Below are 9,216 nucleotides of genomic sequence, written 5' to 3'. Positions count from 1 at the left end.
AATCAGTGCCACGTTCAATCAGAAAGGGCCCGTTCATCGATCAGCATCTGGCCAAGAAGGTGTCGGATGCGGTCGCTCAGAACAGCAAGCGACCCATCAAGACCTGGTCGCGTCGTTCCATGATCCTGCCGGAGATGGTTGGCCTGACCATCGCCGTGCACAACGGGCGTCAGCATGTCCCTGTGCTGATCAATGAAAACATGATCGGCCACAAGCTCGGCGAGTTCGCGCTGACGCGGACCTTCCGCGGTCACGCCGCCGATCGCAAGGCCAAGAAGCGCTAGGAGCACGACGATGCGAGCAGAGGCAAAGCTCAAGTACGCGCGTATCTCCGCGCAGAAGGCGCGACTGGTGGCCGATCAGATCCGGGGGCAGCACGTTGAGCGCGCCCTGAATGACCTGGCCTTCAGCACCAAGAAGGGTGCGGCCATGATGCGCAAGATCCTCGAATCGGCCATCGCCAATGCCGAGAACAACGAGGGCGCCGATGTCGACGAGCTACGTGTCGTCGAGGTGCAGGTCAATGAGGGCCCGACGATGAAGCGTATCCGCGCCCGTGCCAAGGGCCGTGCCGCGCGCATCATGAAGCGCACGAGTCACATCAGTGTGACGGTCGCGGAAGTCTGACGCTGGAGTAACACATGGGACAGAAAGTACATCCGACCGGCATTCGTCTGGGCATCGTCAAGGACTGGACATCCACCTGGTTCGCCGATTCCAAGAACTACGCGGACTTCCTGAACACCGATCTAGAGATCCGGGAGTTCCTGAAGAAGCGTCTGGCAGCGGCCTCCGTGAGTCGGATCCAGATCAACCGGCCGGCACGCAACGCCCACATCGCCATCCACACCGCTCGTCCGGGCGTGGTGATCGGCAAGAAGGGTGAGGAGATCGATCGCCTGCGGGCCGAGGTCTCCGAGCGCATGGGAGTGCCGGTGCACATCAGCATCGAGGAGATCCGCAAGCCGGAGCTGGATGCGCAGCTGGTTGCCGAGGGCATCGCTCAACAGCTGGAGCGCCGCATCATGTTCCGCCGCGCCATGAAGCGGGCCGTGCAGGGCACCATGCGTGCCGGTGCCGGCGGTGTGCGGGTCAATATTGCCGGTCGTCTGAACGGTGCCGAGATCGCGCGGTCCGAGTGGTACCGCGAGGGACGCGTGCCGCTGCATACGCTTCGCGCCGACATCGATTACGGCTTTGCCGAGGCACGAACCACCTACGGCGTGCTCGGGGTCAAGACCTGGATCTTCCGGGGCGAGGTCTTCGAAGACATGCAAGAGGAAGCCGGGCAGGACAAGCGTCCCGCCCGCAGAAAGGGCTAAGCCATGCTCCAACCGAAACGTACAAAATTCCGTAAGCAGCACAAGGGGCGAAACCGGGGGCTGGCGCAGAGCGGCAACCAGGTCTCGTTCGGTGAGTTCGGGCTCAAGGCCGTCGGTCGCGGCAGACTGACCGCGCGTCAGATCGAGGCTGCACGTCGTGCCATCACCCGCCGCGTCCGCCGTGGCGGCAAACTCTGGATCCGTGTCTTCCCGGACAAGCCGATCTCGAAGAAACCGCTTGAGGTCCGCATGGGTAAAGGCAAGGGTAATGTCGAGTACTGGGTCGCCCAGATCCAGCCTGGCCGCATGCTCTACGAGATCGAGGGCGTCACCGAGGATCTGGCCCGCGAGGCCTTTCGTCTGGCGGCGGCCAAGTTGCCCATGCAGACCAAGTTCGAGAAGAGGACGGTGCTGTGATGAAGGCAAGTGAACTGAGGGGCCAGTCCCGCGAAGAACTGGATGCGCGTCTGCACGAACTGCTCCGCGAGCAGTTCAACCTGCGCATGCAGAAGGGCAGCAACCAGCTGAGCCGCCCGTCCCAATTCAAGCTGGTCCGGCGCGAGATTGCGCGCATCAAGACCGTGATGGCACAGAAGCTGGCCGAGCAGCAGTCGACGGGGGTCGTGGCATGAGCGAGCAGGAACAGGGTTCGAACCGCGTCCTCAGTGGCCGCGTCGTCAGCAACGCGATGGATAAGACGGTCACCGTGCTCGTTGAACGTCGGGTCAAGCACCCGCTGTACGGCAAGTTCATGCGTCGTTCCATGAAGCTGCATGCACATGACGAGTCCAACGAATGCAATGCGGGCGACTGGGTGCGCGTGGAGCAGTGCCGGCCCTTGTCCAAGACCAAGTGCTGGCGCCTGGTCGAGGTCGTAGAGAAGGCGCGCTGACAGCGGAAATCGCTGCGGTGGCCGTTGCCTGAAGCGCCGGCAGCACGCGCCTTGAGATCGAATATAGTCAGGGGTAGGTCAAGACAATGATTCAAATGCAAACCCGCCTCAGCGTGGCCGACAACAGCGGCGCACGCTCGGTGCAGTGCATCAAGGTGCTCGGCGGCTCGCACCGGCGTTATGCCGGTATCGGCGACGTCATCAAGGTGACGGTCAAGGACGCGATTCCGCGGGGCAAGGTAAAGAAGGGAGACGTGTTCAACGCCGTCGTGGTGCGTACCCGCAAGGGTGTGCGTCGTCCGGACGGATCGCTGATCCGCTTCGACGGTAACGCCGCCGTGCTGCTGAACAACCAGCTGCAGCCCATCGGCACCCGTATCTTCGGCCCGGTGACGCGCGAGCTGCGCGGCGAGCGGTTCATGAAGATCATCTCCCTGGCCCCCGAGGTGCTTTAACCATGCGCAAGATCAAGGTAGGTGATGACGTCATGGTCATCACCGGAAAAGACAAGGGGAAGCGTGGCACGGTGCTGCGACTGGCTGGCGAAGATCGCCTGGTGGTTGAGAACATCAACCTGGCCAAGAAGCACCAGAAGCAGAACCCCCAGCAGGGGATTGCGGGCGGCATCATCGACAAGGAGATGCCGATCCACGTTTCCAACCTCGGCCTGTACAACCCGGCCAAGGGTGGTGCGGATCGCGTCGGCTTCAAGGTGCTGGCAGACGGTCGCAAGGTACGGGTGTTCAAGTCCGACGGCGAAGTCGTCGACGTCTGAAGGTAAGCGACATGTCCAGACTACAGACACTCTATCGTGACCAGATCGTGCAGCAGCTGCAGCAGCAGTTCGCCTACCCGAGCGTGATGCAGGTGCCCCGGCTGTCCAAGATCACGCTCAACATGGGCGTGGGTGAGGCCATCAACGACAAGAAGATCATGGATAATGCGGTCAAGGACCTGACCCAGATCGCCGGCCAACAGCCCATCGTGACCAAGGCGCGCAAGTCGGTTGCCGGATTCAAGATCCGCGATGGCTGGCCCATCGGCTGCAAGGTGACCCTGCGTCGGGAGCGGATGTACGAGTTCCTCGACCGACTGATCAACATCGCCATCCCGCGTGTGCGTGATTTCCGCGGCCTCAGTCCTAAGGGCTTCGACGGCCGGGGCAACTACTCCATGGGTGTGCGCGAGCAGATCATCTTCCCCGAGATCGACTACGACAAGATCGACGCAGTCCGCGGGCTGGATATCACCATCACCACGTCGGCAAACTCCGACGAAGAGGGACGGGCGCTGCTGGATGCGTTCAAGTTCCCGTTCAGGACCTGAGCGAACCAGGATCACACTATGGCAAAGAAGAGCATGATTGCGCGCGAGGTCAAGCGTCAGCGCGCGGCCCGTCGCTTCGCCGAGAAGCGGCAGCAGCTCAAGGCGGTGATCAATGATCGCAGCGCCGCCCCCGAGCAGGTTGACGAGGCGCTGGCCGCCCTGCAGAAACTTCCGCGGGACGCCAGTCCGACACGACAGCAGCGCCGCTGCCGTGTCAGCGGGCGTCCCCACGCGGTCTATCGCAAGTTCGGCCTGTGCCGCAACAAGCTGCGTGAGGCCGTGATGCGTGGCGACGTCCCGGGCGTCGTCAAGGCCAGTTGGTAGACCCGCTGCCCGACGCGGCGGCGACCTGCTGCCAAGCCCTTATTCCCAAGCACACGGGGCCGTCAATGCAGACGCCCCGAGACCGAAACCTCGATCGGGTATCGCGCCAACCGTGGCGGCCTGACCCTGGAGAACACCATGAGTATGTCAGATCCCATCGCGGATATGCTAACGCGTATCCGCAACGGCCAGGCGCGCGGCAAGGTCACCATCACCATGCCGTCGTCGAAGCAGAAGCTGGCCATCGCCGAGTTGCTGAAGGACGAAGGCTACATTGCCGACGCATCCGTTTCCGGTGAAGGCGCCCAACCTACGCTGGAGCTGCGCCTGAAGTACTACCGCGGCAAGCCCGTCATCGAGTACGTCAAGCGCGTATCCCGTCCCGGCCTGCGCATCTACCGCGGCAAGGACGAGCTGCCGCAGGTGCAGGGTGGTCTCGGTATCGCCATCGTCTCGACCTCCAGGGGCCTGATGTCCGACCGGGCTGCCCGGCGCGAGGGTCATGGCGGCGAGATTCTGGCCTACGTGGCGTAACGGAGGACCCATCATGTCGAGAATCGCAAAGGCACCGATTAGCATACCCAAGGGCGTCGACGTCAATATCAGCGGCCAGCAAGTCACGGTGAAGGGTCCCAAGGGCACCCTGAACTGGACTGTGCATGCAACCGTGGAACTGAGCGCCGAGGGCGACACCCTGCAGGTCAAGCCGAAGGACGACAAGGGCGAGCACTGGGCCATGGCCGGCACCACCCGGGCGCTGGTGAACAATATGGTCACGGGCGTCAGTACCGGCTTCGAGCGCAAGTTGAGCCTGGTCGGCGTCGGTTATCGGGCGCAGGCCAAGGGCAAGGTGCTGAACCTGGCGCTGGGCTTCTCCCACCCGGTGGACTATCCGGTGCCCGAGGGCATCGAGATCGAGACGCCTGCCGCCACCGAAATCGTCGTGCGCGGTGCCGACAAGCAGCGTGTCGGCCAGGTCGCCGCGGAGATCCGCGCCTTCCGTCCGCCGGAGCCTTACAAGGGCAAGGGTGTGCGCTACACGGATGAGCATGTCATCCGTAAAGAAGCCAAGAAGAAATAGGGGTCATGACAATGGACAAGAAGCAAGCCCGTCTGCGGCGTGCCACCCGCGCTCGCGCCAAGATGCGCGAATTGGGCGTCTACCGGCTGTGCGTGTTCCGCTCGCCGCGGCACATGTATGCCCAGGTCATTTCCCCCGATGGCAACAAGGTGGTGGCCAGCGCCTCGACCCTGGACAAGGAGTACCGTCAGGGCGCCGAGGGTTATACCGGCAACACCGGAGCAGCGGCGGCTGTAGGCAAGATCATTGCGGATCGCGCCCGTGCCGCAGGTGTCGAGCGAGTCAGCTTCGACCGCGCCGGATTCAAGTATCACGGTCGTGTGAAGGCGCTTGCGGACGCCGCGCGCGAGAACGGACTGCAGTTCTGAGGAGTTATCCATGGCGAGTTTCAATCCAAAGCCCGAGGGTGACGATCTCCTCGAGAAACTGATCTCGGTCAATCGTGTGGCCAAGGTGGTCAAGGGCGGTCGGGTGTTCGGCTTCGGCGCGCTGACCGTGGTCGGCGACGGCAAGGGGCGCGTCGGTTTCGGTACCGGCAAGGCCCGCGAGGTTCCGGTGGCGATCCAGAAGGCCATGGAGTCGGCGCGCAAGAACATGGTCGATGTGCGCCTGAAGGGCACGACCCTGCAGTATCCGATGGTTGGTCGCCACGGCGCTGCCCATGTCTACATGCAGCCGGCATCCGAAGGTACCGGCATCATCGCCGGCGGCGCCATGCGCGCGGTGTTCGAGGTGGTGGGGGTGCAGAACGTGCTGGCCAAGTGCATCGGCACCAACAATCCCATCAATGTCGTGCAGGCCACCATCAACGGGCTGTCGAAGATGGTGGATGCCGAGATCGTCGCTGCCAAGCGCGGCAAGACGGTCGAAGAGATCCTGGGGTAACCGACATGGCACAAGCGAAAACGATGCGGGTCAAGCTGGTGCGCAGCCAGCATGGCCGTCTGAAGGCCCACCGGGATTGCGTCCGCGGTCTTGGGCTGCGGCGCATGCATCAGGTGGTCGAGGTGGAAGACACCCCGGCAACCCGCGGCATGCTGAACAAGGTTGCCTACATGGTGACGCTGGTGGAGGATGCCTGACATGCGATTGAATGATCTGAAACCCGCCGAGGGCAGCAATCCTGCGCGCAAGCGCGTCGGCCGCGGTATCGGCAGCGGCCTTGGCAAGACCGGTGGTCGCGGTCACAAGGGCCAGAAGTCCCGGTCCGGCGGTTTCCACAAGACCGGCTTCGAGGGCGGCCAGATGCCGCTGCAGCGGCGCTTGCCCAAGGTGGGCTTCCGCTCGCGCAAGGCACGTCTGGGCGACGAGATCCGTCTGAGTGAACTGAACGGCCTGGAAGGCGCCGAAGTGACCCTGGAGACCCTGCGTGCCGCGGGCCTGATCGGTCGCGCCGTGCGTCAGGTCAAGGTGATCAAGTCCGGCAAGATCGAGCGGGCCGTCGTGCTGCGCGGCATCGGCGTCACCGCCGGCGCGCGCGCCGACATCGAGGCGGCCGGCGGTTCGATTCAGGACTGACGCCAGGAGCCCGGCTCCAGGTCAGGCTCCGAAACAGGGCCCTGGTCTAGAGCAGAAGCAGGATCAAGATCAGCGCCCAAGCCCGGGCCTGGTTGAGACGGGCGGGTGTCGGCCGAGGCCGCCACCCGCTTCCGCGTCGCAAAACCGAAGCAGACGAGCGAGCAGCACCACGACATGGCCAAGAGCAGTGCATCCATGATGCAGTCCCTGAGCGGCATGGGCAAACTGACCGAACTACGTCAGCGCCTGTTGTTCGTACTCGGGGCGCTGCTGGTATATCGCATCGGTACCTTCATTCCCGTCCCCGGGGTCAACCCGGAGGCGCTGGCGGTGCTGTTCGATCAGAATCAGGGCTCCATCCTGGACATGTTCAACATGTTCTCTGGTGGCGCGCTGGAGCGTGCGAGCATCCTGGCCCTGGGCATCATGCCGTACATCTCTGCCAGCATCATCATGCAGCTGATGACGGCGGTGATTCCGAAGCTAGAGCAGCTGAAGAAGGAGGGCGAGGCCGGTCGGCGCAAGATCACGCAGTACACCCGCTACGGCACGGTACTGCTGGCCACTTTCCAATCCATCGGCATCTCCATTGCATTGCAAAGTCAGACCGCCGCCGGTTCGCCGCTGGTGGTGACCCAGGGCTTCGGCTTCGTCTTCACCGCGGCCGTATCGCTGGTGACCGGCACCATGTTCCTGATGTGGCTGGGTGAACAGATTACCGAGCGTGGTATCGGCAACGGCATCTCGCTGATCATCTTCGCCGGTATCGTGGCCGGTCTGCCATCGGCTGTCGGCGGCACGCTGGAACTGGTTCGCACTGGCGAAATGAATGCCATTGCCGTGCTCGCGCTCTTTGCACTGGCGCTCGGCGTCACGGCGTTCGTCGTCTTCGTGGAACGCGGGCAGCGTCGTATTACGGTGAACTATGCACGCCGGCAACAGGGGCGGCGGATGATGGCGGCCCAGAGCACTCATCTGCCACTGAAGTTGAACATGGCGGGCGTCATTCCACCGATCTTCGCCTCCAGTATCATCCTCTTTCCGGGGACGCTGGGGCAGTGGTTCGGCCAGTCCGAAGATTTTCGCTGGCTGGCGGACATCGCCGGCAAGCTGTCTCCGGGTGAACCGATCTACGTCATCATGTATGCGGCGGCGATCATCTTCTTCTGCTTCTTCTACACCGCGCTGGTGTTCAATGCGAAGGATACCGCCGATAACCTGAAGCGCTCAGGCGCATTCATCCCGGGTATCCGTCCGGGCGAGCAGACCGCGCGATACATCGATACCGTCATGACCCGCTTGACGGCGGCCGGGGCGCTTTACATCACCGCCGTATGCCTGCTGCCGGAGTTTCTCATCGTCGGCTGGAACGTACCCTTCTACTTTGGCGGCACCTCGCTGCTGATCGTGGTGGTAGTGGTGATGGACTTCATGGCCCAGGTGCAGGCCCATTTGATGTCTCACCAGTACGAGGGCCTGATGAAGAAGGCCAACCTCAAGGCGCCGGGTGCGGGCTTGATGCGCTAATTCGCCGCCGGCGCTTGCCGGTCGGCCTGGAACATTTGGAGACAATCATGAAAGTTCGAGCCTCGGTCAAGAAGATTTGCCGCAACTGCAAGATCATCAGGCGCAACGGTACGGTCCGCGTCATCTGCAAGGACCCCCGCCACAAGCAGCGGCAGGGCTGACCCCGTCGGCGCCCTGTTCGCGCAGTCGCTGCTTGATACTGGCGTTTAATCGTGTTAATTTAGGCGGTTTCCGCTCGAGTCAACAAAGCCTCGAGCCCGCCGTTTTCGCAGGAGCATATGCCGCATGGCCCGTATTGCTGGAGTCAACATTCCGGACCGTAAGCACGCAATCATCGCGTTGACGTCCATTTACGGCATTGGCCGCTCGCTGGCAGCAAAGGTCTGCGATGCGGCGAACGTGCCGGCCACGACAAAGATCCAGGATCTTGCCGAGGACGACATCGAGCGGTTGCGCGTCGAGGTCGGCAAGCATCTCGTCGAGGGTGACCTTCGGCGTGAAGTTTCCATGAACATCAAGCGACTGATGGATCTCGGTTGCAACCGTGGCATCCGCCACCGCCGGGGCCTGCCGTTGCGCGGCCAGCGCACCCGTACCAACGCCCGCACCCGCAAGGGGCCGCGTCGTCCGATCAAACGATAGCCGGCCGCGGGCCGCGTGGTCGTGGCCGATCCGGTGCAACTGCCAGTTGGAGAATACTGAGTGGCGAAGCAAGTACGTACACGTAAGAAGGTCAAGAAGCAGGTTGCGGACGGCATCGCCCATGTCCACGCCTCCTTCAACAATACCATCATCACCATCACCGATCGCCAAGGCAATGCGCTGGCATGGGCAACGGCGGGTGGCTCCGGCTTCCGCGGTTCGCGCAAGAGCACGCCCTTCGCCGCACAGGTGGCGGCGTCGCGGGCTGGTGCGGCGGCAAAGGAGTTTGGCGTCATGAACCTGGACGTCAACGTCAAGGGCCCTGGCCCAGGTCGCGAATCGGCCGTGCGCGCCTTCAATAGCGCGGGTTTCAAGGTCACCAGCATCACCGACGTGACACCGATCCCGCATAACGGTTGCCGCCCGCCGAAGAAACGTCGGGTCTGACGACCCGCACATCCCTTCGCATCATTGGCCGGCTGTTAAGACGGCTAGATGATCGAACAGTTCGCCTCGACATGCGTGATGGCCAGCCGGCTCAATAGCCCGCTGGATCAACCTCCGTCGTGCGGCCTGACGGGGAA

Annotated in this window: 20 protein-coding genes; all 20 read left to right on the top strand. The window is 63.0% G+C overall.

Features of this window, described 5'->3' with window-relative positions:
• The first annotated feature begins 5 nt into the window (after positions 1-5).
• The 20 genes from rpsS to rpsK all read left to right on the top strand — a co-directional run bounded on the left by rpsS (position 6) and on the right by rpsK (position 9,079).
• Positions 6-284, top strand: coding sequence for a 30S ribosomal protein S19 (gene rpsS, locus F2Q65_RS10675; RefSeq protein ID WP_150093177.1), 279 nt, complete (start codon positions 6-8; stop codon positions 282-284).
• A gap of 10 nt (positions 285-294) precedes the next feature.
• Positions 295-627, top strand: a complete 333-nt coding sequence (gene rplV / locus F2Q65_RS10670) for a 50S ribosomal protein L22 (protein WP_150093175.1) — start codon at positions 295-297, stop codon at positions 625-627.
• A gap of 14 nt (positions 628-641) precedes the next feature.
• On the top strand, positions 642-1,322 hold the full coding sequence (gene rpsC, locus F2Q65_RS10665; RefSeq protein WP_150093173.1) for a 30S ribosomal protein S3: 681 nt from the start codon (positions 642-644) through the stop codon (positions 1,320-1,322).
• Between the two features lie 3 nt (positions 1,323-1,325).
• Entirely contained in the window at positions 1,326-1,739 is a 414-nt protein-coding gene (rplP, locus tag F2Q65_RS10660) for a 50S ribosomal protein L16 (protein ID WP_150093171.1), read from the top strand.
• Positions 1,739-1,954, top strand: a complete 216-nt coding sequence (gene rpmC, locus F2Q65_RS10655; RefSeq protein WP_150093169.1) for a 50S ribosomal protein L29 — start codon at positions 1,739-1,741, stop codon at positions 1,952-1,954. The genes rplP and rpmC overlap by 1 nt, the downstream gene beginning before the upstream one ends.
• Positions 1,951-2,214, top strand: coding sequence for a 30S ribosomal protein S17 (gene rpsQ / locus F2Q65_RS10650; protein ID WP_150093167.1), 264 nt, complete (start codon positions 1,951-1,953; stop codon positions 2,212-2,214). Before rpmC ends, rpsQ begins: the two co-directional genes overlap by 4 nt.
• A gap of 86 nt (positions 2,215-2,300) precedes the next feature.
• Positions 2,301-2,669, top strand: coding sequence for a 50S ribosomal protein L14 (rplN, locus tag F2Q65_RS10645; RefSeq protein WP_150093165.1), 369 nt, complete (start codon positions 2,301-2,303; stop codon positions 2,667-2,669).
• Positions 2,670-2,671: 2 nt separating this feature from the next.
• Positions 2,672-2,989: a 50S ribosomal protein L24 gene (gene rplX, locus F2Q65_RS10640; protein WP_150093163.1), complete on the top strand. Its 318-nt coding sequence runs from the start codon at positions 2,672-2,674 to the stop codon at positions 2,987-2,989.
• Positions 2,990-3,000: 11 nt separating this feature from the next.
• Positions 3,001-3,540: a 50S ribosomal protein L5 gene (gene rplE, locus F2Q65_RS10635; RefSeq protein ID WP_150093161.1), complete on the top strand. Its 540-nt coding sequence runs from the start codon at positions 3,001-3,003 to the stop codon at positions 3,538-3,540.
• Positions 3,541-3,558: 18 nt separating this feature from the next.
• Positions 3,559-3,864 carry a 30S ribosomal protein S14 gene (gene rpsN / locus F2Q65_RS10630; protein ID WP_150093159.1) on the top strand — a complete coding sequence of 102 codons (306 nt, stop codon included), beginning with the start codon at positions 3,559-3,561 and terminating at the stop codon, positions 3,862-3,864.
• 138 nt (positions 3,865-4,002) lie between these two features.
• Positions 4,003-4,398, top strand: coding sequence for a 30S ribosomal protein S8 (rpsH, locus tag F2Q65_RS10625; RefSeq protein WP_150093157.1), 396 nt, complete (start codon positions 4,003-4,005; stop codon positions 4,396-4,398).
• 13 nt (positions 4,399-4,411) lie between these two features.
• Positions 4,412-4,945 (top strand): 50S ribosomal protein L6, encoded by a 534-nt coding sequence (rplF, locus tag F2Q65_RS10620; protein ID WP_150093155.1) that lies wholly within the window; start codon positions 4,412-4,414, stop codon positions 4,943-4,945.
• 11 nt (positions 4,946-4,956) lie between these two features.
• Positions 4,957-5,313: a 50S ribosomal protein L18 gene (gene rplR / locus F2Q65_RS10615; RefSeq protein ID WP_150093153.1), complete on the top strand. Its 357-nt coding sequence runs from the start codon at positions 4,957-4,959 to the stop codon at positions 5,311-5,313.
• A 10-nt stretch (positions 5,314-5,323) separates the two neighbouring features.
• Positions 5,324-5,830, top strand: coding sequence for a 30S ribosomal protein S5 (gene rpsE / locus F2Q65_RS10610; RefSeq protein WP_150093151.1), 507 nt, complete (start codon positions 5,324-5,326; stop codon positions 5,828-5,830).
• Positions 5,831-5,835: 5 nt separating this feature from the next.
• The gene (gene rpmD, locus F2Q65_RS10605) at positions 5,836-6,027 is read left to right on the top strand and encodes a 50S ribosomal protein L30 (RefSeq protein WP_150093149.1); all 192 of its coding nucleotides are present in this window, start codon (positions 5,836-5,838) and stop codon (positions 6,025-6,027) included.
• 1 nt (position 6,028) lies between these two features.
• Positions 6,029-6,463 carry a 50S ribosomal protein L15 gene (gene rplO, locus F2Q65_RS10600; protein WP_150093147.1) on the top strand — a complete coding sequence of 145 codons (435 nt, stop codon included), beginning with the start codon at positions 6,029-6,031 and terminating at the stop codon, positions 6,461-6,463.
• 174 nt (positions 6,464-6,637) lie between these two features.
• Entirely contained in the window at positions 6,638-7,990 is a 1,353-nt protein-coding gene (gene secY, locus F2Q65_RS10595; RefSeq protein ID WP_150093218.1) for a preprotein translocase subunit SecY, read from the top strand.
• Between the two features lie 47 nt (positions 7,991-8,037).
• Complete coding sequence (rpmJ, locus tag F2Q65_RS10590) at positions 8,038-8,151, top strand: 50S ribosomal protein L36 (RefSeq protein ID WP_150093145.1); 114 nt, start codon at positions 8,038-8,040, stop codon at positions 8,149-8,151.
• A gap of 124 nt (positions 8,152-8,275) precedes the next feature.
• The gene (gene rpsM, locus F2Q65_RS10585) at positions 8,276-8,632 is read left to right on the top strand and encodes a 30S ribosomal protein S13 (protein ID WP_150093143.1); all 357 of its coding nucleotides are present in this window, start codon (positions 8,276-8,278) and stop codon (positions 8,630-8,632) included.
• Positions 8,633-8,692: 60 nt separating this feature from the next.
• Complete coding sequence (gene rpsK / locus F2Q65_RS10580; protein ID WP_150093141.1) at positions 8,693-9,079, top strand: 30S ribosomal protein S11; 387 nt, start codon at positions 8,693-8,695, stop codon at positions 9,077-9,079.
• Positions 9,080-9,216 lie beyond the last annotated feature (137 nt).

The organism is Thiohalocapsa marina, from assembly GCF_008632335.1.
Taxonomy (GTDB): Bacteria; Pseudomonadota; Gammaproteobacteria; order Chromatiales; family Chromatiaceae; genus Thiohalocapsa; species Thiohalocapsa marina.
The sequence above is the reverse complement of the archived record's forward strand: the minus strand, read 5'-3'. Positions and strand labels throughout refer to the sequence as shown.

Bases quoted from the DNA above. Each gene is read 5' to 3' on its own strand.
- rplV (WP_150093175.1), top strand. From the start codon at position 295: ATGCGAGCAGAGGCAAAGCTCAAGTACGCGCGTATCTCCGCGCAGAAG.
- rpsC (WP_150093173.1), top strand. From the start codon at position 642: ATGGGACAGAAAGTACATCCGACCGGCATTCGTCTGGGCATCGTCAAG.
- rplP (WP_150093171.1), top strand. From the start codon at position 1,326: ATGCTCCAACCGAAACGTACAAAATTCCGTAAGCAGCACAAGGGGCGA.
- rpmC (WP_150093169.1), top strand. From the start codon at position 1,739: ATGAAGGCAAGTGAACTGAGGGGCCAGTCCCGCGAAGAACTGGATGCG.
- rpsQ (WP_150093167.1), top strand. From the start codon at position 1,951: ATGAGCGAGCAGGAACAGGGTTCGAACCGCGTCCTCAGTGGCCGCGTC.
- rplN (WP_150093165.1), top strand. From the start codon at position 2,301: ATGATTCAAATGCAAACCCGCCTCAGCGTGGCCGACAACAGCGGCGCA.
- rplX (WP_150093163.1), top strand. From the start codon at position 2,672: ATGCGCAAGATCAAGGTAGGTGATGACGTCATGGTCATCACCGGAAAA.
- rplE (WP_150093161.1), top strand. From the start codon at position 3,001: ATGTCCAGACTACAGACACTCTATCGTGACCAGATCGTGCAGCAGCTG.
- rpsN (WP_150093159.1), top strand. From the start codon at position 3,559: ATGGCAAAGAAGAGCATGATTGCGCGCGAGGTCAAGCGTCAGCGCGCG.
- rpsH (WP_150093157.1), top strand. From the start codon at position 4,003: ATGAGTATGTCAGATCCCATCGCGGATATGCTAACGCGTATCCGCAAC.
- rplF (WP_150093155.1), top strand. From the start codon at position 4,412: ATGTCGAGAATCGCAAAGGCACCGATTAGCATACCCAAGGGCGTCGAC.
- rplR (WP_150093153.1), top strand. From the start codon at position 4,957: ATGGACAAGAAGCAAGCCCGTCTGCGGCGTGCCACCCGCGCTCGCGCC.
- rpsE (WP_150093151.1), top strand. From the start codon at position 5,324: ATGGCGAGTTTCAATCCAAAGCCCGAGGGTGACGATCTCCTCGAGAAA.
- rpmD (WP_150093149.1), top strand. From the start codon at position 5,836: ATGGCACAAGCGAAAACGATGCGGGTCAAGCTGGTGCGCAGCCAGCAT.
- rplO (WP_150093147.1), top strand. From the start codon at position 6,029: ATGCGATTGAATGATCTGAAACCCGCCGAGGGCAGCAATCCTGCGCGC.
- secY (WP_150093218.1), top strand. From the start codon at position 6,638: ATGGCCAAGAGCAGTGCATCCATGATGCAGTCCCTGAGCGGCATGGGC.
- rpmJ (WP_150093145.1), top strand. From the start codon at position 8,038: ATGAAAGTTCGAGCCTCGGTCAAGAAGATTTGCCGCAACTGCAAGATC.
- rpsM (WP_150093143.1), top strand. From the start codon at position 8,276: ATGGCCCGTATTGCTGGAGTCAACATTCCGGACCGTAAGCACGCAATC.